23 protein-coding genes are annotated in these 25,457 nt (G+C 37.8%); 5 read left to right on the forward strand and 18 right to left on the reverse strand.

The annotated features are described in order from the left end of the window. Positions 1 to 53 precede the first annotated feature (53 nt). From feoB to nth, 10 genes are all read right to left on the reverse strand, one after another. Positions 54 to 2,204: a ferrous iron transport protein B gene (gene feoB, locus DWZ63_RS03030; protein ID WP_118498665.1), complete on the reverse strand. Its 2,151-nt coding sequence runs from the start codon at positions 2,202 to 2,204 to the stop codon at positions 54 to 56. Positions 2,205 to 2,344: 140 nt separating this feature from the next. Continuing rightward, the gene (locus DWZ63_RS03035; RefSeq protein ID WP_055942698.1) at positions 2,345 to 2,566 is read right to left on the reverse strand and encodes a ferrous iron transport protein A; all 222 of its coding nucleotides are present in this window, start codon (positions 2,564 to 2,566) and stop codon (positions 2,345 to 2,347) included. A gap of 13 nt (positions 2,567 to 2,579) precedes the next feature. Beyond that, entirely contained in the window at positions 2,580 to 2,792 is a 213-nt protein-coding gene (locus tag DWZ63_RS03040) for a FeoA family protein (RefSeq protein ID WP_022223464.1), read from the reverse strand. Positions 2,793 to 2,996: 204 nt separating this feature from the next. Further along, positions 2,997 to 3,758 carry a 4Fe-4S binding protein gene (locus DWZ63_RS03045; protein ID WP_118498667.1) on the reverse strand — a complete coding sequence of 254 codons (762 nt, stop codon included), beginning with the start codon at positions 3,756 to 3,758 and terminating at the stop codon, positions 2,997 to 2,999. A gap of 120 nt (positions 3,759 to 3,878) precedes the next feature. Then, positions 3,879 to 4,211, reverse strand: a complete 333-nt coding sequence (locus tag DWZ63_RS03050) for a cupin domain-containing protein (RefSeq protein WP_022015241.1) — start codon at positions 4,209 to 4,211, stop codon at positions 3,879 to 3,881. A 129-nt stretch (positions 4,212 to 4,340) separates the two neighbouring features. After that, positions 4,341 to 5,042, reverse strand: coding sequence for a Crp/Fnr family transcriptional regulator (locus DWZ63_RS03055; protein ID WP_055942706.1), 702 nt, complete (start codon positions 5,040 to 5,042; stop codon positions 4,341 to 4,343). Between the two features lie 16 nt (positions 5,043 to 5,058). Next, positions 5,059 to 6,657 carry a hydroxylamine reductase gene (gene hcp / locus DWZ63_RS03060; protein WP_182431431.1) on the reverse strand — a complete coding sequence of 533 codons (1,599 nt, stop codon included), beginning with the start codon at positions 6,655 to 6,657 and terminating at the stop codon, positions 5,059 to 5,061. Between the two features lie 110 nt (positions 6,658 to 6,767). Beyond that, complete coding sequence (locus DWZ63_RS03065; RefSeq protein WP_118498668.1) at positions 6,768 to 7,880, reverse strand: Wadjet anti-phage system protein JetD domain-containing protein; 1,113 nt, start codon at positions 7,878 to 7,880, stop codon at positions 6,768 to 6,770. 88 nt (positions 7,881 to 7,968) lie between these two features. Next, positions 7,969 to 8,919 (reverse strand): L-lactate dehydrogenase, encoded by a 951-nt coding sequence (locus DWZ63_RS03070; RefSeq protein ID WP_022015246.1) that lies wholly within the window; start codon positions 8,917 to 8,919, stop codon positions 7,969 to 7,971. Positions 8,920 to 9,180: 261 nt separating this feature from the next. Then, positions 9,181 to 9,816, reverse strand: coding sequence for an endonuclease III (gene nth, locus DWZ63_RS03075; protein WP_022015247.1), 636 nt, complete (start codon positions 9,814 to 9,816; stop codon positions 9,181 to 9,183). A gap of 300 nt (positions 9,817 to 10,116) precedes the next feature. Here nth and DWZ63_RS03080 point away from each other — a divergent pair, with 300 nt between their 5' ends. The 3 genes from DWZ63_RS03080 to bioB all read left to right on the forward strand — a co-directional run bounded on the left by DWZ63_RS03080 (position 10,117) and on the right by bioB (position 13,363). Beyond that, complete coding sequence (locus DWZ63_RS03080; RefSeq protein ID WP_118498670.1) at positions 10,117 to 10,542, forward strand: GNAT family N-acetyltransferase; 426 nt, start codon at positions 10,117 to 10,119, stop codon at positions 10,540 to 10,542. Between the two features lie 95 nt (positions 10,543 to 10,637). Beyond that, the gene (locus DWZ63_RS03085) at positions 10,638 to 11,993 is read left to right on the forward strand and encodes an MATE family efflux transporter (RefSeq protein ID WP_243020467.1); all 1,356 of its coding nucleotides are present in this window, start codon (positions 10,638 to 10,640) and stop codon (positions 11,991 to 11,993) included. Between the two features lie 395 nt (positions 11,994 to 12,388). Continuing rightward, a complete protein-coding gene (bioB, locus tag DWZ63_RS03090) occupies positions 12,389 to 13,363 on the forward strand; it encodes a biotin synthase BioB (RefSeq protein ID WP_118498672.1) in 975 nt (324 codons plus the stop codon). 58 nt (positions 13,364 to 13,421) lie between these two features. On the opposite strand, the gene DWZ63_RS03095 is transcribed toward bioB, so the two are convergent. Continuing rightward, positions 13,422 to 14,411, reverse strand: coding sequence for a guanosine polyphosphate pyrophosphohydrolase (locus DWZ63_RS03095; RefSeq protein ID WP_118498674.1), 990 nt, complete (start codon positions 14,409 to 14,411; stop codon positions 13,422 to 13,424). 34 nt (positions 14,412 to 14,445) lie between these two features. After that, a complete protein-coding gene (locus DWZ63_RS03100) occupies positions 14,446 to 15,612 on the reverse strand; it encodes a cyclopropane-fatty-acyl-phospholipid synthase family protein (protein WP_118498676.1) in 1,167 nt (388 codons plus the stop codon). Positions 15,613 to 15,978: 366 nt separating this feature from the next. On the opposite strand from DWZ63_RS03100, the gene DWZ63_RS03105 reads away from it, so the two are divergent. Then, positions 15,979 to 16,803, forward strand: a complete 825-nt coding sequence (locus DWZ63_RS03105) for a DUF4866 domain-containing protein (RefSeq protein WP_055942721.1) — start codon at positions 15,979 to 15,981, stop codon at positions 16,801 to 16,803. Here the strand turns inward: DWZ63_RS03105 and DWZ63_RS03110 are convergent. The 4 genes from DWZ63_RS03110 to DWZ63_RS03125 all read right to left on the reverse strand — a co-directional run bounded on the left by DWZ63_RS03110 (position 16,771) and on the right by DWZ63_RS03125 (position 21,353). Next, positions 16,771 to 18,099, reverse strand: a complete 1,329-nt coding sequence (locus DWZ63_RS03110; protein WP_118498678.1) for a threonine/serine exporter family protein — start codon at positions 18,097 to 18,099, stop codon at positions 16,771 to 16,773. The genes DWZ63_RS03105 and DWZ63_RS03110 overlap by 33 nt on opposite strands. A 222-nt stretch (positions 18,100 to 18,321) precedes the next feature. Next, positions 18,322 to 19,158: an NYN domain-containing protein gene (locus tag DWZ63_RS03115; protein ID WP_118498680.1), complete on the reverse strand. Its 837-nt coding sequence runs from the start codon at positions 19,156 to 19,158 to the stop codon at positions 18,322 to 18,324. Positions 19,159 to 19,349: 191 nt separating this feature from the next. Continuing rightward, positions 19,350 to 19,931 carry a xanthine phosphoribosyltransferase gene (locus DWZ63_RS03120; protein ID WP_022014773.1) on the reverse strand — a complete coding sequence of 194 codons (582 nt, stop codon included), beginning with the start codon at positions 19,929 to 19,931 and terminating at the stop codon, positions 19,350 to 19,352. A 60-nt stretch (positions 19,932 to 19,991) separates the two neighbouring features. After that, entirely contained in the window at positions 19,992 to 21,353 is a 1,362-nt protein-coding gene (locus DWZ63_RS03125) for a L,D-transpeptidase family protein (protein ID WP_118498681.1), read from the reverse strand. 275 nt (positions 21,354 to 21,628) lie between these two features. Between DWZ63_RS03125 and DWZ63_RS03130 the strand changes: the two genes are divergently transcribed. Next, the gene (locus DWZ63_RS03130; RefSeq protein ID WP_118498683.1) at positions 21,629 to 22,978 is read left to right on the forward strand and encodes an MATE family efflux transporter; all 1,350 of its coding nucleotides are present in this window, start codon (positions 21,629 to 21,631) and stop codon (positions 22,976 to 22,978) included. A 135-nt stretch (positions 22,979 to 23,113) separates the two neighbouring features. Here the strand turns inward: DWZ63_RS03130 and DWZ63_RS03135 are convergent, their stop codons facing one another. Both DWZ63_RS03135 and DWZ63_RS03140 read right to left on the reverse strand, forming a co-directional pair. Next, on the reverse strand, positions 23,114 to 24,463 hold the full coding sequence (locus DWZ63_RS03135) for a putative ABC transporter permease (protein WP_118498684.1): 1,350 nt from the start codon (positions 24,461 to 24,463) through the stop codon (positions 23,114 to 23,116). A gap of 114 nt (positions 24,464 to 24,577) precedes the next feature. Further along, on the reverse strand, positions 24,578 to 25,453 hold the full coding sequence (locus DWZ63_RS03140) for a TPM domain-containing protein (RefSeq protein WP_118498686.1): 876 nt from the start codon (positions 25,451 to 25,453) through the stop codon (positions 24,578 to 24,580). Between the last annotated feature and the right edge of the window lie 4 nt (positions 25,454 to 25,457).

Here is a 25,457-nt window from a genome sequence, read left to right on the forward strand (position 1 = left end):
AAATTTGTATGCATTATAAAACTCCGTCTGCTTAAAATCACTTCATGTAAATCTTAAGCCTCTCCTGCCGCTGTCTTATATGATGTTTTTTTATTTGGATCAGGACGGAAAAGGAAGTAAAGTATTACTGCTGCTACTATAAATGCTACTACTGTTGCAGGTCCAAATGCAACCTCTCCTAAAACAAGTCCGCCGATCTGATATACCATAAGTGCTACGCAGTATGCTAATACATTCTGGAATATAAGTGCAAATACTACGAATTTTTTTGATTTCATCTCTCTTGCCATTGTTGAGATAGCTGCAAGACAAGGTGAATCGAACAGGTTGAACATAAGGAATGACACTGCTGCAATTCCTGTTGGGAAGAACTGTGCAAACTGGTCATGCATTGATGCTGCATATTCTTCTACTTCGCCAAGTCCGCTGAGTACACCCATTGTTGATACGATACCCTCTTTTGCAACAAATCCTGAAAGCGAAGATGCAACTGCCTGCCATGTTCCAAATCCGAGTGGTTTGAAAATCCAGGCGATAGCTCCACCGATTGAAGCAAGGAAACATGACTCTTTATCTACCATACCAAATGTTCCGTTCTGGATACCGAATGTTCCGAGGAACCACATAACTGCACAGCAAAGGAAGAGGATTGTTCCTGCTTTCTTAAGGAATGCCCATACTCTCTCCCATACATGGAGAAGAACACCTTTAAGTGATGGGATATGGTACTGTGGAAGCTCCATAACGAACGGTGCCGGATCACCAGCAAAAAGTGATGTTTTCTTTAAAATAATACATGAAACGATAACCACTATGATACCAACGAAGTACATAAGTGGTGCAAGCCACCAGCATCCGTTTAATAAATATCCTGCGATAAGTGCAATAACAGGAAGTTTTGCACCACAAGGAATAAATGTTGTTGTCATAATTGTCATACGACGATCTTTGTCATTCTCGATAGTACGAGTTGCCATGATACCAGGAACACCACATCCTGAACCGATAAGGAATGGAATGAAACTCTTTCCTGAAAGACCAAACTTACGGAAAATTCTATCCATGATAAATGCAACTCTTGCCATGTATCCGCAATCCTCAAGAATTGAGAGGAAGAAGAATACGATAGCCATCTGAGGTGCAAATCCGATAGGAGCACCAAGACCTCCGATGATACCATCAACTACAAGTGAGTTAAGCCAGTCTGCTGCACCGACATTTTTCAAAAATCCACCGACTGCCGGCTGAATCCACTCAGCTACAAGTGTATCATTTGTCCAGTCTGTAACGGTTCCACCGAGTGATGATACTGCTATGTAATAAACTACAAACATAATAGCTGCGAAAATAGGAAGTGCAAGAATTCTGTTTGTAACAATCTTATCAATCTTATCTGATGTTGTAAGTTTTCCTGCCGATTTCTTCTTAATGCAGTCTTTGATGATAGATGTGATAAATGTATATCTCTCATTTGTGATGATGCTCTCTGTATCATCATCAAGCTCATCCTCAACTGCCTTGTTTATCTCAGAGATTTCCTTAAGAACACCTGATGAAAGATTTAATTTCTCTGCAACTTTCTCATCATTTTCAAAAAGTTTGATGGCAAACCAGCGTTTCTGTGACTCATCCACAGACTGAAGTGCAATGCTCTCGATATCCTCAAGTGCACGCTCAACTTTTGCGTCAAATGAATGTTTCGGAGCTGCTTTCTTTGTACCTGCAAGTTTAACAGCCTCGTTTGCTGCCTCAACGATTCCCTCACTCTTGAGAGCTGAAATCTCAACAACCTTGCAGCCTGTTTCTTCTGCAAGTCTCTTAATGTTTATCTGATCACCATTCTTGCGAACAATATCCATCATATTTACAGCTATAAGAACAGGAATTCCAAGCTCAGTAAGCTGTGTTGTAAGATAAAGATTTCTCTCAAGGTTTGTTCCATCGATAATATTTAAGATTACCTGTGGTTTCTCATCAATAAGGTAATTTCTTGAAACAACTTCCTCAAGTGTATATGGGGATAATGAATAAATACCCGGAAGGTCAACTACTGTTACATCCTTATGTCCCTTTAATTTTCCTTCTTTCTTTTCCACTGTAACACCAGGCCAGTTACCAACATACTGGTTTGAACCTGTCAGTGCATTAAACAATGTTGTTTTACCGCAGTTAGGATTACCTGCTAATGCAATTTTAATTGACATTTTTTCTCTCCAATCCGCACATATGTGCAATAATTATTTGCAACTACATTTAGTTCTAAAACCCTACGCTAAATTTGTCTTTGCTTGCCAAGATTAGTATTTACTAACCCATAGTCAAAAAAAATTTGAGTTTAAAAAAACTACTCAACTTCAATCATTTCTGCATCTGCTTTTCTGAGTGAAAGCTCATAACCTCTTACTGAGACTTCGATAGGATCACCAAGTGGTGCGACTTTTCTCACAAGAACATCCGTACCCTTTGTGATTCCCATATCCATGATGCGTCTCTTTACTGCTCCTACTCCTGTAAGTTTCTTAACTTTTACAGTTTCGCCACATTTAACTTCCTTTAATGTCTTCATCATTTTCCCCTTTCTAGACCATGATCTTATTTGCCATATCTTTACCGATGGCAACTCTTGCATCTTTGACATTCACTATCATATTTCCACCTATCTGTGAAATAACAGTAACCGTTCCACCCACAACGAATCCAAGATTTTCCAAAAATCTGCGTGTTTCTTCTTTTCCGCCTATTTTCTTAATTACGCTAGGCTGTCCTTCAGCTATCATTGATAATGGCATCATATCATCCTCTTTCTTAATCTCTTTTGTCTGTGTTATCATTTATCCATGCGTTAGTATAATCTAATCGAGAATAGTTGTCAATAACTTTATTGAGAAAAATTCATCAATAAGCAACAGTTCAGCCATAAAAAGCCACATTCTGATAAAATGCTGTTCAGAATGTGACTTTTGTGACTTTCATCGTGTTAAGCAGAGTCCTCTCGTTTATAAACTCTCCAGTATCCTGCCGTCACATGAAATTGTGACAACCTGCCACGGTATCATCTTTCCACTGTTTTTCAACGCATTAACGACCGCATTTTGCAAACCGCCGCAGCATGGCACTTCCATACGGACAATCTTCACACTCTTTATGTCGTTATTTTTGATTATCTCAGTAAGTTTTTCACTGTAATCAATATCATCAAGTTTAGGACAACCTACTAATGTAATGTGGTGTTTGATAAAATCCTCATGGAAATTTGCATATGCATATGCTGTACAATCTGCTGCCACCAAAAGATTTGCCCCATCAAAATAAGGAGCTGTCGGCGGTACAAGTTTAATCTGCACCGGCCACTGATTTAGCCTGCTCACAGGTTTAAATCCGTTATTAGAAGCTGCCTGACTGTTATCGTTTGAAGGACACGATGTTTTCTCATCTTCCCTATGCTGCAAACTTCTCGCCATACTTCCCGGACACACATGAACAGGACTACCGTTCTTTTTCGTATTCTCAGCTATCTTCTTAGCTGCAATCCTAGCTTTAACAGCCGCCTCATCATAATCGTTTGCTTCACGCTCAATTATCTTAATGGCATCCATAGGACAGGCAGGAAGACAATCCCCCAGACCATCACAGTAATCATCCTTGATAAGTCTTGCTTTACCATCAACCATTGCGATTGCATCCTCATGGCACGCATTGGCACACGCACCACAACCATTACACTTTTCCTCGTCTATATGAACTATCTTGCGTATCATATTAATCCTCATTTCTGCACACATTTTTTTGCATATCAAGTTTGTGTCAAGTGTGCGCAGACACAAATCTTGTGTGTGAAAAATCTTGCATATATGGATTTTTCACACTTTTTTCCTTTCTTAAAACACAACAACTAAAAGCATCTTAAATCTCTCTTTACCCTTTACCGCATGAGGGTGTTTTGCCGGCATAACGATTGACTGTCCCTCAGTAAGTTCGTAGTCAACACCGTCAACCGTAATAAGACCGACACCGTCAAGACAGATAACAAAAGCATCTCCGCCTGACTCATGTGTGCTTATCTCCTCGCCTTTTTCAAATGCGAACAATGTCTCGCTTACCGCATCATTCTGAACAAGTGTCTTGCTTACAACCTGTCCGTCTGCATAAGAAATCTCATCCTTAAGTGTAAGTACCTTTGATTTTTTAATGTTTTTCATAAGCTCTGCCATATTTTTATTCCTCCACTTTATTATTAAAAATATTTGCTTTTTTTAGGACATCTTTTATATGTTAAGATAAGTCAGACAGATATTTGCAATCCACTCATAACACCTCAGGTGTCAACAGTAACATATAATCTACAGATATTCTTCAAGTTTGTCCTGGGACACGATAGTTATCTTTCTGCCATCAAGCTTTATTATGCCCTCTTTCTCCATATTGCCAAGTTCTCTTGAAAGGGAAGGTCTGGTCACATTAAGATAATCGGAAAGTTCTTCTCTCGATGGATTTTTTGTTATCTGTCCTGATGCTGTCTGATTTTCAATAAGATAAAGAGCAATCTTTTCTCTTATACTGCCACAACCGAGTAATCTTACCTTTCCGCTAAGATTATACGCCTTCATCGCAAATATGCTCATAAGATTTTTTCTTATCTTTGCCGACACACCAGCCTTTATATTATGCGATATATTTTCAAAAAAGTCACATGAAACACTTAACACTACAGACTCTTCTACCGCCTGTGCCGACATATCATATTTGCCCTTTCCCATAAACATATAAACTTCCGCAAACATATCTCCGGGATTTTCAATCGTGGTTATCAAAATCTTTTTTCCGGAAAATGTCATCTTTGAAACTTCCACATAGCCTTCTATCAGCACATATAGTTTATCCGGTGTGTCATCCTCCTCAAAGACAAAACTTCCTTTTTCATATCTTTTTATATCAGTATCTTTTTCTTCTATTAAAGATAATATTTCATCCTGCGTAAATTCCCTGCAAAGACCTGAATGTTCCAATGCCTGTACGATGTTGTCATTTTCTTCTTTACTCATATATCATATGCCTTTCTTAGTCCATGTTAAGAAATTTTTTCAAATCTCCCTCCGGTGTACCTGTAGGTGAAATCCCAAAATTCTCTACAAGGAAATCAAGTATATTCGGTGACACAAATGCCGGAAGTGTCGGCCCTAAATGTATATTATTTATTCCGAGATGTAGAAGTGTAAGCAATATACATACCGCTTTCTGCTCATACCATGAAAGCACGATGGATAACGGAAGTTCATTTACCGAACAGTCAAATGCTCCGGCAAGTGCCACGGCAACTTTTATCGCACTGAACGCATCATTACACTGCCCCATATCCATGATTCTTGGAAGCCCTGCGACCTCTCCAAGTTCAAGGTCATTAAATCTGTATTTTCCACACGCCAATGTAAGTATAACAGAATTTTTTGGAGTCTGCTTAACAAATTCAGTGTAATAATTTCTTCCGGGTCTTGCACCGTCACATCCTCCGACAAGGAAGAAATGCTTTATATCACCATTCTTAACGGCTTCAACAACCTTATCGGCAACCGACAGCACAGTTCCATGCGCAAATCCAGTCACAACCTCATGCCCGCCGTTTATTCCCGTAAAATGCTTATCCTCATCATAACCGCCAAGCTCAAGTGCCTTTTCAATAACAGGAGTAAAATCTTTATCCTCACCAATATGAACCATCTCAGGATATGAAACCACTTCTGTTGTAAACACCCTGTCAGCATAACTTTCTTTTACCGGCATAAGACAGTTTGTTGTAAATAACACAGGTGCCGGAATATTATCAAATTCTTTTTGCTGATTCTGCCATGCCGTTCCAAAATTTCCCTTAAGATGTGTGTACTTATTAAGTTCCGGATATGCATGAGCCGGAAGCATCTCACCATGCGTATAGATATTTATCCCCTTATCTTTTGTCTGCTCCAAAAGCTGTTTAAGGTCGTAAAGGTCATGCCCCGTAATAACGATGAACGGTCCTTTTTCAACAGTGAGCGGCACTTTTACCGGTGTCGGTGTTCCATATGTCTCAGTATTTGCCTTATCGAGAAGTTCCATACATCTAAGATTTACCTCTCCCACCTCCATTGTAATAGGAAGAAGAGCCTCCTTACCCATATCATAACCGAGCACACACAATGCCTTTATAAAAAAGTTATTAACTGTGTCATCCCTGTAACCAAGCACATTTGCATGATACGCATATGCCGCCATTCCCCTTATGCCAAAAAGAATAAGCGATTTAAGTGAACGAATATCTTCATCGGCATCCCATATCTTTTTAACATCGTAGTCATCGGTATTGCCGCACTTTGCCGTACAAATGTTGCAATTCGGAACAACTTCGTATTTCTTTTTTCTTACTTTTTCAGTAATCTCTTTAATCGTCTCGTCATTAAAATTAACATTTGTTATAGTCGTAAATAATCCTTCTATCAAAACATCAGTAACACTCTCATCATGCGGATTATTTTCACAGGCTCTTGCAAGACCTATCAATGCACCCGTAAGTTCATCCTGAAGATTGGCAGTATCCGCCGTCTTTCCACATACACCCGCATTTCCGGTACAGCCTGAACACCCAGCCGTCTGTTCACACTGAAAACAAAACATTTTATTATCCATAATTTATCCTTTCTTAGGTTGATTTCTAATTGTCTCCCTCTGACATTCACTATAATACATTAAAGCCACAAAAAAATCCGTAACATTTGTTACAGATTTTAATGTTTTTTTCACACATCCATATCCCACACATTTATTATCTCCTGCGGAATATATTTTTCAGTCATCAAAAGTTTTTCAAATCTTTCCCATATTTCTTTTCCAAAAAAATCTGAAAATATGTGACCTATATTTCTATTCTGCTTTTCCTTTGTAACAGGAAGTTTATCAAATCCAACCTTTTCAGCTTTCTCATACATTCTGACATACGCTTCCTTAAACGGTTCTAACTGTGTTTCTTCCTTAAATATATGCTCTTTTCTTTTTTCCTTAAAAACCTCCGCCAGATTTTCATAAATACCTATCCCCTCATAATCCATATCACCGAAATAGAAAAATCTGTTTTTACTGTCCGCAAGATATTTTTCAGCAGTAAATTCAAAATCACGGAATGATGAAACCACCTTTTTTCCTGATCCAAATATCACAGTCCCAAATCTTTTACCAAGTATCTCGTTCTTTCCCGTTTCCTGCATATATTTCCTGACAGTATAAAATGTGTCTTTGTTTTCAATAATAAGCACATTTTGAGGTGCAGTCCTGTCATATATATAACTCACAAACGGCTCAGGTGTCTCATAGACATTTAAGTCCGACAATTCAATGCCAAGATTTTTAAGTATTCTCTTTCCTTGCCCTCTGCCTTCGTTCTTATTTTTTCCTCTGTTTTCGTTTCCGCCTTTTATAAATTTTTCATCGCCCCAAATTTCAAAACTGCGTTCATTTACAGACTCGGCTTTTTTAAGTTTTTGCTTTTCGCTCTCATTTTTATAAAAATCACTTAATTTAAGTATGGCATCCCTGTCTTTTCTATACTGTTCAATATGTTTTTTATAATACTCCATATTAAGTCTGGTTGATAATTTAAAATTTATTTCGCCATCAAACTCACCATTATATTTTTCTTCTTCAATCTGCCAATATACATTATAAAGCGGCGGATTCTTGCCATTTAAACCGCTGTTTTTTATTGGAACAAACTCACCCGTTTTTGATTTTTCAGCTATGTAATCACACAAAACCTTATATGAATCAACCCCTGCCGTAAATTTCTCAAGTATTGATTTTTCTTTGCTTTTTAATATAATATTTTCTATTTTTTCTAAACTTATTTTGTGCTTCATACCTGTGTTTCCTTTCTCTATATCACAAGCACCAAATGATATTTTAATTCATTTGGTGCTTTCTGTAATTTCAAAAATATATTTCACTCTACTTAGTCTGTTCTAAAACTTCCTTAAGTGTTTTCGCTGAGTCTTTGAGTTTTTCCACCTCATCACTGCTCATGCTTATCGGAACTAAAGTCTCAACACCGTCTTTTCCAACTATCGCAGGCATACTTAAAACAACATCATCAATTCCATAAATGCCATGTATCATACTTGAAACAGGAAGTATTGATTTTTCGTCCCTCACTATCGCTTCACATATTCTCTTTACTGCCATTCCTATGCCATAATAAGTAGCTTTTTTCTTTTCGATTATCTCATAAGCACTGTTTTTAACCTGTTCCGCTATGGCACGCATATTTTTATCGTGATTTATATGCCCTCTCATCTCGCAGAAATCATCAACTGCAATTCCAGATACATTCGCACTGCTCCATACCGCAATCTCACTGTCTCCATGCTCACCAACAATAAATGCATGAACGCTTCTGCTGTCAACCGAGAGATGCTCTCCGAGACGATATTTAAGTCTTGCACTGTCAAGCACTGTTCCTGAACCGATGACTCTGTTCTCCGGAAAACCACTTGCCTTAAGTGCCACATTCGTAAGAACATCAACCGGATTTGATACAACGAGCAGAATACCCTGACAATCCTGTTTCTTTATCTCACCAATTATAGATTTCATAATGGCACTGTTCTTCTTTACAAGGTCAAGTCTTGTCTCCCCCGGCTTCTGTGCCGCACCTGCCGTTATCACAATAATCGCCGCATCTGCAATATCGCTGTAATCACCTGCATATATATTCATTGGTTTTGCAAACGGAAGTCCGTGCTTTATATCAAGAGCTTCTCCCTCTGCCCTAGCCTTATCTGCATCTATAAGAACCATCTCCGAAAAAAGACTGCTCTGCATCAATGTATATGCAGATGTTGAACCTACAAAACCACATCCTACTACTGCCACTTTTCTGATATTAACTTCTTTTGCCATGGTAATCCTCCATTCCTGCCGGTGTACTATGCTGTTTTTTATTCTCATAAATTCGTGCAAATTTTTCACACAATTTAATGATAGTATGTTCATTTTGCTTAAATTTAATGTATCATAACCTTTCTTCTCCTACAATATAGTAATACCACATTTTTCCTTTAATTTCCGTAACAAATGCTACTAATGAGAAAAAACAACCATTTGACTCACAATATATACCATTTTTATAAGGTAACTGACAAAAATATTTCCATCTTTATATCATTTAATTCTTTTTTTACATATGTCTTCCAATACACATCTCTCACAATGAGGTGTTGTCCTCGCCGTACAGACTTCTCTTCCGTGCCATACAAGTCTGTGGCAGAAATCACTTCCCTCTTCTCCCGGTATTATCTTCCACAATTCCATCTCAACTTTTTTAGGATCTTTTATTCCATCAACAAGCCCCATCCTGTTTACAAGGCGTATGCAATGAGTATCTGTCACTATCGCAGGCTTTTTAAACACATCACCCATTATAAGATTTGCACTTTTTCTTCCCACTCCCGGAAGTTTTAACAACTCATTAAAATCATCAGGAACTTTGCAATCATAATCATCACGAAGCATTTTCATACAGGCACTAATGTCCCTCGCCTTGCTTTTTCCAAGACCACATGGTCTTACTATGTCCTCTATATCCGAAACCTCAGCATCAGCAAGCGCTTCTACACTAGGATATTTTTCAAAAAGTCCTTTAACCACCACATTTACCCTTGCATCAGTACACTGTGCCGCAAGTCTTACACTTACAAGCAGTTTCCACGCTTCATTGTAATCAAGTGTGCAGTCTGCATCAGGGTATTCTTTCTTTAATCTTTCTATTATCTCTAAAGCACGCTGTTTTTTTGTCATTTATGTTTCCTCCTATGTTTTTAGCTAAAAAAATCAAACTCATCCACTACAAATCTTTTTTTATCATAGCATAAAAGTATGAGCAACACAATTTAACACTAAATATGTAACAGTTCAGCCATAAAAAGATAATTGGCAATACAATGAGCTTGTTCATTGTATTGTTAAGTAGCTTTTTATGTAAGAAATGCAAGGCTGAACTGTTACCTAAATATCTTCAGAAATCTCACGACTTCTTGTCATAGGTAATAACACATGATAGTATATAGATAAATTTGAATTTTTCAAAGGACAATTATTATGATTAGGAAATTGCAAAAAGCAGATATAAACAGAGTTGCTGACATATGGTTAGATACAAATTTAAAAAGTCATTCCTTTATTCCTGCCAAGTACTGGAAAGATAATTTTAAATTGGTAAAAGGAATGCTGTCACAGGCAGAAGTATATATATATGAGAATAATCAAAAAATACAGGGTTTTATAGGACTAAATGACGAATACATTGAGGGTATTTTTGTTTCTGATGAAATGCAATCGCAAGGCATAGGTAAAATTCTGATAAATTATGTAAAAGATAAAAGAAAAAAATTGTTTCTAAATGTGTATCAAAAAAACACACGGGCAATATCTTTTTATCAAAGAGAGGATTTTAAAATCCGGTGTAGCGGCATTGATGATGCAACCGGTGAAAAAGATTATTTAATGACATGGCAGCAAAAATAACTCTTTAGCCGTTGGTACACTGATAAATTAGAACTTTAATGTTTCTAAATTACTGATTAAATTTAGTTCATTTGCACGGAAATGAGGTTTTTATTATGACAAAAGATATGACAGAAGGAAATATATGGAAACATCTTTTCAGCTTTGCGATACCGCTGCTTCTTGGAAACCTTTTCCAGCAGACTTATAATATGATTGATACCGCTATCGTTGGGCAGTATCTCGGCGAGGAAAAACTTGCGAGTGTCGGTGCTTCATCGAGTGTGCAGTTTCTTGTGCTCGGTTTTTGCATGGGAATATGCTGCGGTTTTGCTATTCCCGTCTCACAGCACTTCGGAGCTAAAAACACACTGAAAATGAAAGAAGCCATCTTCCATGCAGGTTTTCTCTCAATACTTTTTGCCGCTGTTATAACAACAGCCTGTGCCATTCTCTGCCCAAACATATTACATATACTCTCAACTCCTGAAAATATTTTTGATGACGCATATTCATACCTTTTTATTATATTTTTAGGAATACCTTTTACAATTTTATACAACTTTTTGTCAGGACTGCTTAGAGCCGTCGGTGACAGCAAGACACCGTTTTTATTTCTCGTCTTTTCAAGTATTTTAAATATAATACTCGACCTGACATTTATTATTGTTTTCAAACTCGGTGTATCGGGTGCAGCACTCGCAACCATTATGTCACAGGGTGTCAGCGGACTTTTATGTCTGATATATATAATTAAAAAATTTCCTATATTATGTATCTCAAAAGAGCACTGCCGTATAAAATCTGATATGACAAAACAGATGATAGCCATGGGTGTTCCAATGGGACTTCAATACTCTATCACCGCCATAGGAAGTATGGTAATGCAGTCTGCGAACAACGGACTTGGAAGCACATATATCTCAGGTTTCACGGCAGGTATGCGTATCAAGCAGTTCCTTATGTGTCCTTTCGATGCCATTGCCACTGCCGCATCAACTTTTTGCAGCCAGAACTTCGGTGCCGGCAATCTGAAACGAATTAAGGAGGGACTTAAAAAAGGTGTAACGATAGGTGTCAGCTACGGACTTATATCCGGACTTATACTTATCTTCTTTGGAAGAACTTTATCACTTTTATTTATAAAAGCAAGTGCCTCCGCCGTGCTCGATGCATCCGGCAAATATCTTGCCTGCCTCGGGTATTTCTTCTGGGCACTCGGAATACTCAATGTATGCCGAATGAGTGTGCAGGGGCTTGGTTACGCAGGACGCGCCGTATTTTCCGGTGCAGTTGAAATGATAGCAAGAATATTTGTAAGTGTATTACTTGTCCCTGTTTTTAAGTTTAATGCAATATGTTTTGCCGACCAGACAGCATGGATATGTGCCTGTCTTTATATCGTACCTACCTGTCTCCTATGCCTTAAGAAAATAGAAAGAAACTTAAATAAACAAAACACTCCATACTAAGTCCTGGTAACAGTTCAGCCCTTCATTTATTACATTCGTCAACCTTTTACTTCAAAAGGTTGACATTTCTTTTTTATCCATATATAATAACAACCGGATACCACTCCTTGTACTCCTTTTCGAGTAGTATCCTATTTGTTGCCGTTCGTACTATATATACGGACAGTGACTCCTAACCCACAAATGAGCAAACTCTCTACAGTTTGCTCTACTTTATTTTATTGTGTAAAACATATCTTAACACACTAATCAATATCTGCTGTCTGTTTCTGAGCATAAACGGATAGCTTTTATAAAAGACTGATATTCTTTTACAGATAATCTATATCTTTTAAAAACAAAATATAGATTGTCACCATCACTATACAAATGACTGCTCGGAAAAGAGGATAAACATGGACTTAAAAAAACTTGCTGATGACATTATAAACGGAAAAAGACTTAAAAGAGAGGATGACCTTTCCTTTTTTATCAACTGTGACCTTGATGCTCTTTTAGAGGGTGCTGACAAGATTCGAGAATATTTCTGCGGAGATAAAGTTGACCTTTGCACGATCATCAACGGTCGAAGCGGCAGATGCGGTGAGGATTGCAAATATTGTGCTCAGTCCGCTCACAATCACACAAACTGTGAAGTATATGATTTTCTTCCTAAAGAAAAAATTCTTGCTGAAGCACTCGCAAATGAAAAAGAGGGTGTCGACCGTTTTGCAATAGTTACTGCCGGAAGAAGTCTTTCAGGTGAGGATTTTGAAAAGGCAATAGATGCCTATGAAACAATGCACAGAGAATGTAAACTTGACCTGTGTGCCTCTCTTGGCTTTCTCACCAAAGAACAATTTCACCGTCTGCATGAGGCAGGAGTTACAAGCTACCATGACAATATAGAAACTTCAAGAAGAAATTTCCCTAATATATGCACAACGCATACATACGATGAAAAAATCGCAACCATCAAGATGGCTCAGGAAGAGGGCTTCTGTGTCTGTTCCGGCGGTATAATCGGAATGGGTGAGACATGGGAGGACAGACTCGACATGGCAGTTTCACTTGCTGAACTCGGTATTATGTCAATTCCTATCAATGCACTTATGCCAATCCCCGGAACTCCTCTTGAAAACCTCAAACAGCTCTCCGAGGAAGATATTTTAAGAACCATCGCATTCTTCAGATATATAAATCCTGAAGCAAATGTCCGTCTCGCCGCCGGCCGTGCCCTTGTAACAAATGACGGTGAAGCCGCATTTTCAGGCGGTGCAAGTGCAACCATAACAGGAAATATGCTCACAACATCAGGTTCTACGATCGAGAGTGATAAGAAACTTCTCCGTGGACTTGGCAGAGATGTTACACCGGAATATTTAAAATAACATATTTTCTAAGAACGAGTAGGATGGGATTTGACAAATCCCATCCTACTCGTTTTACTCACTCTCTTATATCATTCTGAAACCTCGACAAATGCTCATACGGAAGAATCTGTCGTCCACGGTAAAGACCACAGCCGTCATTGATAAGACTGTTGTTTACCGCCGAAAACATATTTACATCAAGTTCTGAGAGTTCAAGTTTCTGAAGTTTCATGCCACGCTCGTATGCCTCATCAAAAAAGACGCACTCACCCTTTGGAATCATGTCTCTCCTCGCTCTGTCATGCTCCTGCTTTTTCTCATAACCGAGGTGATTTGCAGGGCCTATCTCCGCATTGTCATCCATAGTCTTTGTCCTAAGCTGCACTTCCATAAAACATCTTGCGATATTGTCATAAAATGTTATGTGAAGTGACTGATACTCACTACTCTCACCATTTGATATATAATCCCTGTAGTAAGGGCGTACATCATCATCAAGAAGTTCTGACGAACTCTCCGATACACCTCTTGCAGGCTCGGCAGAAAAACCTCTTTCCTCCAAAAATCCGAGAAGTTCATTTGCTATCTCATAAAGAAGCTTTATCTCCTGCTCATCCCTGTCCTGCCCCTCTTTCAGATGACACTTCGGCAGTGAGATAACTATCCTGTATGCTATTATATCCCTAAAACAACTAAGTTTATTTTTTAAATCTGAAACAGGCGGAAACTTTTTATTTTCCGTATAATAATTATAAATATACTCAACGATATACCCGTTAAATTTCTCCTCGGCACGAATAAGTGACTTGATACGACCTTTAAATGTAAATGCAAGATACGGGTATTTCTTTGCCATATACATATAAAAATCCCTTATCTTTTGTGACTGTACCGTCAAAAATTCATTGTGTTCAAGAAGTTCTAAAATCTGTATGAGGAAATTGCAATGCATCATATCCACTTCATTTCGGCTCGTCTTTGCCTCTTTTCTCAAATCTTCAATATATTTCTGTATTATCCTGAAAACCGTATCCCCTGAATACAGATAATCGTTTAGTGTAATCATTTTCTCCTGCTTTCCGCCCGTAATTAAAAGTATATCAATACCATCTTGTCATTGGCAATTCGTTATTTACATCATTCGTAAATACTATCTGATGCAAGTCTATTATACCATTCATAAAGGTAGCAGCACAAGCACAAAGATACAGTTCCCACATTCTTGCAAATTTCTCATCAAACATTTCTATTACTTCCGCTCTGTGCTGCTGGAAATTTTCATTCCAGCAAAGAAGTGTTTTATTGTAGTGTCGCCTGAGACTTTCTACATCCACCGTATAGAATCTAAGTTCTCCTGCAATCTGCATTATCTCTCTGAGACTTGGTATAACCCCGCCTGGGAATATATATTTCTTGACCCACGCATCACCGGGATATTCTTTCAATGCACTTATAAAGTGAAGCACAAACACTCCGCCCTGCTTTAAGACACTCTTGACGCATTGCATAAATTCCTCATAATTTCCCCTACCGACATGCTCTATCATGCCGACACTCACAACTCTGTCAAACTCCATATGCTGTTTCGGCAGATCCCTGTAATCAAGAAGTTTTACTTCAAGCCTGTCCGAAAGATTTTCCTCTTTGATACGCTGTTCAAATTTTGCTTTCTGCTCCTTGCTCAATGTAATCCCGACACCTTTTATATTGTATTTCTTTGCAGCTTCGATAAGCAGAAATCCCCAGCCGCAGCCAATATCACACAATGTCATGCCATCAGAGAGATTAAGTTTTTCCAATATACGGTCAACTTTGTTGCACTGAGCCTGATACAATGTGTCATTCTCATTCTTAAAATATCCACATGAATAGCTCATCGTCTCATCAAGCCACATCTTATAAAAATCATTACCTATATCATAATGTGATGAAACTTCTTTTTTCTGATTTGCCTTTGATTTTGATGTAAATATAATGTTTTTAAGTTTTTTCGTATCTGTCGAAAATTTACCCATCTGTCCTAAAAACATATTGAGAGCCGTATATAAATCGCCTTCTATCTCAATATCACCATTCATGTATGCCTCTCCTAATGTAATAGATGTGCTGGTGAGCATATCCATCATTTTCGGTATTTTATTTATCTTTACGGTAAACGCAGGCTCCCCGTCTCCTATCAGATGCTCTCCGTCCTCTAAAATAATCCTGAAAGGGTTTTCATCAAACTTCTCCATAAATTTAATAAATTCATTTTCTACAAGCTTCATAATATCCTCCATTCCACAGATACTTTTCGTATGCTGTTGATTACTTCAAAAAAATATTAGCACCATGAAATTATAGTTTCAAGACTTTTTACTCATATACGATATACATATTCGTTATATAATATATACTTTTTACATATATCCTATACTCAACTATACTAAATATAAGATATGTTTTATTATGTACTCTCAAAATCTTCTGAACAAAGAATTTTGAGAGGAATTTTAAATATACAATAGCATTTTTGCAATGAGTACACGGTGTTGTACAACGAGAAGATAGAAACAGTATATCGGGAATCCAGCCGAAATGATTCGTTTTGAGAAGATACCGAGAGTACTTTTATTAAAAAGGAGGTTCTTACTATGTCAGAAAATATAAACAAAATTAAAAGAATACCAAAAGAAGAAGCCGTCGAGCAGATTTTTAAAAAGATATTATCTTCATCTGTTGCCTGCGAAAAACTAAGTGATACATTTTATGACCATATATCTATGGACAATCTCACGATTGATGAAAACTCAAAGCGTTTTGCAGATATACTTTTTTCCTCATATAAAACTGGTGACATAAGCGGTCTTTTGCTTGAATTATGCCAGAGAAGTATGCTCGACCTGCTCCGTGAGTCATATCTTATTCCAAAGAGATTTCATGGAAAAGCCGGAAAAAATCCGTCACTGCTCACTGATACCTGTGGCAATCTTTTAGATAACAAAAAATCTGCTATCTCACACCATGATTATGCAAAATTTCAGGAAATACTCAAGCAGCACACACTTGCACCACGCTCAAAACTTTTTCTTGCAGACGGTTATGATATTGAACGCTCTTATACAGATGATTTAGAAATTGAAGAAAAACTTGCCAACGGACGACGCGGCATCCTTATACTATACGCACTTCCCGATACTGCGGCATTAGGTCTTAAAGAAGCTGAGGCCTATGCAATCATATGGGACAGCTTTCAGAAAATCCAACAATGTGCTCCAACTGCAATGGTTTATTACGGACAGGAAACCGGTCTTAAAAATGAGCAAAAATATGATGAACTGGGTGTCTTACTCCCAATTCATCAATTTAAAAACCATATGCTCCATCACTTAGAATGTATTGACGGCATCGTCCTTTCCTGCCGTGAAAATATGTTTAAAAATTCATCAGGTACAATACCTGAAAGTTTTATCAGTTAATATTCTTGCAAATATAAGTCCGAGCGGCAATGCGAGTATTATAAGCATTGCTGCCGCAAACCATGATGCAGATGTTACAAGCGACATTATACCCAGATTATAAACGGCACGGTACAGATAAAGTCCCGGTACCATTATAACTATTGATGGTACAGTCAGTGATATTCTCGGATATCCAACTCTATTTTTTAAAGCAGATGCCAAAATTCCGGCACAAAATGCTCCTATAAATGCGGCGGCGGCCGGAGGCATACCTGCCATATCTACAAGTTCAAGGCGGAGTGTATTGGAAACTGCTCCAATAACTGCCGCTGATGCAGCAAGTACAATAGGACTGTTAAACATTATTGAAAATCCGAAAACTCCGCAAAAACTCATTAGTAATCGCAATAATATATGTAGTCCGACAGAGATTTTAATAACCGGAAAATCAACAGGCTTTAGATTAAGTGCAAGTGCCATTATCCATGCTGTTATCGTGGCAACTACAATTATGACAAGTGCATATACCAGTCTCTCTATGCCTGACCTCATATCAAGCTTTGCAAGATCTATGCCACTTGTTATAAACGGAAATCCCGGAATTATAAAAAGCATTGAACATATATATCCCGCCTGATGCTGAAGCGATACATTAAAAATCTGTTCTGCTGCCCTTAGAAGCCCTGTATAAACAAGACAGGCCCCCGCCACCGATGAAACAATGCACAGAAACAAAGTAAAATGGTGTTTTGCAAGTTTGCACCTGATAAAGTTACCAACACCTGCCCCTACAAATGCAAGAAACATTTCAACTATACCGCCACCGAGCAGAAATGTAAATGCACTGCACGCAAGTGCCGCAGCAAATCCAAGTGCTATAGGCGAATAAAGTCCATGAAGCTGCTCTATCTCATCAAGATGTGCATGAAGTTCTTCACCGGACATATCAGTCCCGTTTCTCTCAAAATCACTGATAAAATGTTCCAGTCTGTTAAGCTTTGAAGTATTTACTCCCGTATTGGTGAGACATAACGACTGTGAAAAACAGTCTTTGCCATCAAAACAAGTGTAGTCTATGGACATAAGTCCAATGTTCACAGTGCAGGTCACTCCAAGCTGCTTAGCTATCGTATTCATAGAACTTCTGACACGCCACGCACCTGTTCCGCATGAAAGCAACATAAGTCCTGTTCTACCTATTATCGATGCCTTTTCAGTAAGACTTGCCTCTACAATAGGCATCTTCCCCTCACTACCTGCATAATCATGCCAATAAATCTCCATGTGGTTTGATGGAATAAAATTATCTGACATAAAATCACTTCCTTAATCTTATTGTTACTCTATCAAACTGTTCTCTCAAAAAAAGCATTTTACCACTATATATTTTTAGTTTCAAGTCTTTTTCACTCATATACAATATACATATTCGTTATATAATATATACTTTTAACATATATCACCGCTTTATTGTTTTCAAAATTTATATGAAATAATCATAGAAGTTTTAATGTTTTATAATGAAGTTTTGTATTTTTAATGTTTATCCGCAAGACTTATATACATAACTTTATGCACACCATCAGGTGCATTTTCGGATTCCACCTTAAATCCACCGATTTTTTTCATCATCTGCGTCATGTTGCTGCATTTATAATTTCTCGTATCAAATCCTGAAAATCTCTTTTTCAGGACATTGCCAAGCGTCGCAAGGTTTACTCTCTCGCTGTCAAGTGACTCGATATACAAAGCTATGTATGAAGAAATCTCAGGAAGTCCGGGAATACTTATCTCAACTTCCTCAATTTCTTCATCCTCGTCATCGTCAAGAATCTCATCCTCGTAAAATCCTCTTTCTGTCTCTTCCTTATCAGGCTTTTTTTGACCTGAATTTATCGAAGTATCCGCATCCATTTCATCAGATTTTACATTGTCTTCCTCCGTCTGATAGATAAGATTTAATATCTTAAATTCATCGCAGGCTTTAGCGAGAGCTTCCTTGGTCTTAGACTCGCCCATTCCAATAACTACCTTTCCGGACTCTTTAAGCCTGTAAACAAGTTTTGTAAAATCACTGTCACTTGATGCAATACAAAATACATCTATCCCCTCTGAGTGAAGAAGATCCATGGCATCTATCGTAAGTGCCTGGTCTGCTATACTTTTTCCGCTCGCATACGAAATCTGTAATACCGGCATAATACCCTGTCTTGGCATGACCGGATACCATTTTTTAGTGTTTGGAGAATTTACCGAACCATACAGACGAAATACTTTTATATTTCCATACTGTAATGCCTCCTGCTTGATACTCTCGGCATATTTGGCCGATATATTGTCTCCATCAATCAATACTGCAACCTGTTTTTCCATTATTCCTCAATCCCCTTTTCAATTCTTCATATGGACAAATTGTTTTATATTCTCCCATTATTGTCAATTCTATAATTATATCAATCTAAAATGTTAATCTAAAATTTTATCAGGTATTTTCTCCGTTCCTTTCAGATGCCGCCTATTACTTTAGCCTTATTTTCAATTTCCGGTCGATATTACGCTGTTTCTTACTGCTCACGAAATACCACCGAACCATCTGATGCATCCATGCTCTCGACAATAGCAAGTGATTCAAGCTGAAAACCGAGATTTCTGATAATCTTTCCGCCCTGCTGGAAACCTTTTTCGATAGCAATACCTATTCCTTCAACCGTTCCGCCTGCCTGCGATACTATCGATATAAGCCCCTGTAATGCACAGCCGTTTGCAAGGAAATCATCTATTATAAGTATATGATCCTCAGGATTTAAAAACTTCTTAGAAACAAGTACCTGATTTTTACATTTATGTGTAAATGACTCTACCTCAGCATTGTAAACTTCACCGTCAATATTTACACTCTTTGACTTTTTCGCAAAAACAACCGGCACATCAAAGCACTCCGCTACTATACAGGCAATTCCTATACCTGATGCCTCAACAGTAAGTATCTTATTTATAGGCTTATCGGCAAAACGCTTTTTAAATTCCTCACCCATCTGTCGGAAAAGTTTCACATCCATCTGATGATTTAAGAAACTGTCAACTTTTAAAATATTTCCTTTCTTTACAACGCCTTCTTTTACTATTTTTTCCTCAAGAAAATTCATAATCTTTAATTCCTTTCTGTCGTATAGTCTTTTTATTTCTGAACTGTTACATAAAAAATCTTACGAAATCGCTCCACCTGAGACAACATCACTCTTTTTATTGATATAAACAGTATATTTTGCTGTATTTCCTGCCTTGTCACTGACTGCATACACAGCCTTATATCTTCCGGCAGTTTCCGTCTCGCTTAAACTTATCTTAACATCAGACACCTTAAGTTTTGTATAATTATCGCTGACCTTTTTAATAATGGCACGACAATAATTTTGATTTACAACTGTATCTGCTGAAGCCTCATATTCCGCATTGTTCTTTATTCCGCTGATAACCGGTGATTTGTTGTCTATATAAACTTTAACAGATTTCTTTGCCTCATAACTTTCTCTCTGTGCAATATATGTAAGTTTATATGTATTCTTCATAAGTTTCTGATATTTAACTCTGATATATTTTGCCGCAAGTTTCCTGCCTGACTGTCTGATTGTAGCATTTTTAACGGCAAATCCCTTAGTCATCTTACTCTTTGATGTAACATAAAGAGTCTTTGTATCTGTAATTTTTGGTGTACTTCTTTCTGCTGTTACTTTTATATTTACTGTTTTTCTTGCAGTCTTTTTTGCTTCATCTGTAAATGTGTATGTTACCTTATATGTTCCTGGTCTTTTAGTATCAACCCTGCCCACTTTTTCACCATCATATGACACTGAAACTTTTAATTTTGATGAAGCTGTACTGCCTGATGTAGTAACTGCTTTGACTCCGCTTTTTGCCTTATAAGCTGAACCAAATTTTACTGTCTTACTTGATGCACCCTTGATAGACGGCTTTTTGCTGTTCCAGGGATTTCCTTTGCTCCATACATCAGACGGATCCCAGTTTGTATGCCCGCTTATCTTAAGAGCCTTTGGCTTGCCTAGCGGTCCGGGATTTGAAGAATTATAAATGATAACCTTACTGCCTGAAGGTACATTGTCATAAATCCACTTTGCATCTGCAACCATAAGTCTTACACAACCATGAGATGCCGTCGTACCGAGTTTATTATACTCTTTTGCCGACATAGATGACGGATCACCATTTCTGTAATACCATACTGAATGGAACAATATACCACCGTGTATTCTGCTGCAATACTGACCATAGCTTGGTCCCATAAGCGTGTGCCATCTCATTTTTTCTCCAAGTGGAAATGTTCCTATAGGCGTTGCAGAACCTGCCGAACATATCATTGCTTTAACCGGCTTAAGTTTACCAGAAGACTTTTTCTCATATATTGTCACACAGTTCATACTTTTATTAATCTTGACAACATATTTTTTTGAAGCCGCTTCCGCATTAACATTTTCTGAAAAGGAAACTCCTAAATTAAGAGCTAAAATACACGCAAGTAAAAAACTAATCACTCTCTTTTGTTTCTTCATTAATCAATCCTCATTTCTTTCATAAATTATTCTTATCAAAAGCGGATAATTACAATCCGCCGGATATTTACAATCCACTCTGCCACTTACTAATAACACTATTGTGTTTTAAATGCTTATTCATTATATCAAAATAATTATACAGTTACCACTTAAATTTATATTTTTTTTATCATACTCAAAAATTCTACTTCCATTTTCGGATAAACCGTGCTAGAATGTTAAATCGCAGCCAAAAACAATAAAATAATAAATGTGTGCAGAAACGAGGTAAAATGAGTAAATTAAAATTTGGTGGGTCTAAGGACCTTACGACCGGAAACCCAATGAAACTTATACTTAATTTTGGTGTTCCGCTTCTTTTCGGAATGTTATTCCAGCAGTTTTATAATATGGTAGACTCTGTCATTGTCGGAAAACAGCTCGGTGTCAATGCCCTCGCTGCTGTCGGCTCGACAGGTTCCATAAACTTTATGGTACTTGGCTTTTGTATCGGTATATGCAACGGCTTTGCCATCCCTATTGCACAGGCATTTGGTGCCAAAGATACAAACCGTCTGAAAAGTTATATTGCAAATTGTGCATGGTGTTCAATTTTATTTGCAATAGTTCTTACTATTATAATAGGTATATTTACAAAAGACATACTTACCGTTATGAGAACCCCGGCAGACATTTTTGACGATGCCTACATATATATTTTCATAATATTTATGGGAATACCGGCAACAATACTCTACAACATGGTATCCGGTATTCTCCGTTCTCTCGGCGACAGCTTTACACCGGTAGTATTTCTGATATTTTCTTCTATATTAAATATCATACTCGACCTTATCCTTGTAAAAAGGATGGGTGTGAGCGGTGCAGCCGTTGCGACAGTCACGGCACAGGCAGTTTCAGGCATAATTTGTCTTATTTACACCGTGAAAAAATACAGATATCTTAACTTTAACAAAGACGACTGGAAAATATCAACAAAACAAATGCTCCAGCTTTGCAAAATGGGAATACCTATGGGACTTCAATATTCCATCACGGCGATAGGAAGTGTCATATTGCAGACTGCCGTAAATAATATGGGGTCAACAATAGTTGCAGCAGTAACGGCAGGCAGCAGGGTAAGTATGTTCGTTTGCTGCCCTTTTGATGCAATGGGCTCAACTATGGCTACTTACGGCGGTCAGAATAAAGGTGCGGCAAAGTATGACCGTATCGACGAGGGACTTAAAGCCTGTATAAAGCTTGGTGTTATCTATTCGCTTGCAATACTTGTACTTATGATATTCTTTGGCAAATATCTCGCACTTCTTTTCGTGAGCAGTAAAGAAACCGAACTTATAAACAAGATTTCAATGTTTATGATAGGAAATGCCTTATTCTATATACCACTTGCACTTGTAAATATAGTGCGTTTCATGATACAGGGTATCGGTTATCCGGGATTTGCGATACTTGCCGGCGTATGCGAAATGATCGCACGCTCAATAGCCGGCTTCGTGCTAGTTCCAATATTCGGATATACTTTTGTCGTACTCGCAAGTCCGCTCGCATGGGTGTGTGCGGATATGTTTTTAATCCCCGCATACAGGCATGTAATGAAAAAGAGCCGTATAATGGCTTAACTTTATTTTCTTGTTTTTCATTGAAAAAAAAGAAAATCGGCAGCTTAATTTTAACTTTTTATTAAAAACGAGCTGCAGCTTAACAAAAAAGAGAGGTTGTTTTCCAAATGCCACCTCTCTTTTTTGTATATATTTTTAAGCCTTTTTCGCATTTGGATAGATTTTTTTCATTTTTGCATCATCGTAATGCTCGTCCATCCATTTCTGCCATGCTTTTAAATCTTTTTCATCACTTTTTTTATTGCCGCTTTCAATCTTAATCGACTGTGATACCTTATTTTCCCTGCTTCGCTCATCATATCTTACAAGAGCCATGCACGAAACACCTATATTGCATACCATAAATACAAGAAGAAGCCATGTGATTACTTTTCCTGATACTACAGGTATCTTTTCTATAAGCATCTCAATTTTAGGAAACATCCTTTTAAACCACACTACTGCCGCTATTCCCCAGAAAAAACAGTAAAGAAGATTTATCCTGCCACCGAGATTAAACGGTATTCTGCTATAATCCCAAAAGACTTTTCCAAACACAAGCTCCGTGAAAACGCTGCAAAGATATTCATACGCACCGCCGAGAAGCGTCCCCGTCAAAAACAAAAAACTTTCACTCCTGTCCTTGTATTTGTATAAAAACAATGTGACAAGTGCAAGTGCGAGTCCCCACACAATGCTAAACGGCCCCCACACGACACTGCTGCGGCTCATCCACACACCTTCGGTGATACGACAGAATATCGTTTCCGTAATATCTCCAAGAAATGCTCCTATTATAAATAAAAGCATTATCTTGTAAAAACAGCATCCGCTCGCAAATACACCTCCGGCATCCTTTTTAACACTCTCCGTTTTTACAGCTTTAGGATAAGCCTTTCTTATCCTTCGCTCTATCACATTATTTATTTTTTTCCTAAGTTTCGCACTTACCTTGTCGATGCCTGCATCTGCTGCCGCCCATCTTTCAGCATTTCTACTCTTACCACTGAGCAGCATTACAGAGGCAAAAACATCAATAAACAATACTACAATCAGGATAAGCAGTAATATCCTCATAAGAATATATGGCAGTATTGTCAGCAGAAATATTATAAACCTGTTTCCAAACCTGACTGCGACATACCCTAATGCTCCCCAGAAAACTGAAGCCGAAACACATATATAGCCGTCAAGGTTTCTCTTTCTCTCTGAATAATCCCACCATCTCTCATGAAATATCTTCTCGATAAGATGACCGCTTATCCACTCGGCAACTGTCGCATATACAGCCGCAAAAACAAAAAGCCATATGCCTTTAAGTTCCTGAAGACCTACCGACATAAGAACAGCAGTAATTCCATAAATCACACAGAAAGGACCATTTACAAGTCCTCGGTTTGAAAACTTACGCTGTTTTAATGTCGTGGCTGCTGTTTCTAATACCCATCCCAAAAATGAATATACAAAGAACAGCCACAACAGTTCATATCCTGTAAAATGTTTCATCCGTTATATCTCCTATACAGTAGCTTTTTATAATAAAAACATCCCGTTGCTGTAATCAAGTCCCCCCACACTTATCACTCTGCACAATAAAAGCGGCTGACTTTCCTGATAATGTTAAAAACTTCCACCGCCACCGCCGTGTTCACTTCCACTGCTGCTTACATGAGTTGTACTTCCACCGGCAGAGTTGTCATTGTCCTTTGGCTTCGCCGTTTTTGTAACTGTTGAATACATGAAAATGTCTTTTTCACTCGTAAGTTTAAATGAGCCTTTTTTTATGTACTCCATTGCTGTCCCTTTTGGTTTTGCCGTATTCATTCTTAATCTCATGATGCCGACACTTATAAGTGCTATAACAAATGCTATGACAAGTGCTATGACTTCAAGTATAACATAATCAATCTCCTCATTGTAAGGATTGTCGGTATCGTATGGTGTTCCGTCTTTATATGCCTTGACAAAATCTTTTGTTATATTTAAAAATTCATCACAGGCATTAAAGTAATCACCATCTGACAGATAAGGTTTTATCTCCTCCTTTATCCTGCCAATACCATAATCCGTAAATGCCTTTATCCCTGCACCTTTAGTTGATATATGATATTTTCTGTCACCCTTGCTCACAAGGAAAAGCACGCCGCTTTTCTCATTGTCAAGTCCATAATCATTATTGTCATAATAATCATCCGCATAGTCCTGTGCACTTTTGCCGTCAAGTGACTTGACCGTCAATATGACAACATCAAACTTATCTTTCTGTATATTTTTTATCTTTTTGTCAAGTTCCTTCTCGTCAGATGCCTTTATAAGTCCCGCATCATCTATAACACTTTTCTTTCCTGCCGCACTGCTTACCGAAAAACCAAGAAATACCGACATAATGCTCACGGACATTACAAGAAGCATGAACTTTCTTAATATGTCAGCCTTAAAGCCTGAATATCCCGATGCTTTAACGGCAGTTTTTATGTTCAATCTATTTTCCATCATTCAA

Source organism: Clostridium sp. AF34-13 (assembly GCF_003477845.1).
Taxonomy (GTDB): Bacteria; Bacillota; Clostridia; order Lachnospirales; family Lachnospiraceae; genus Butyribacter; species Butyribacter intestini.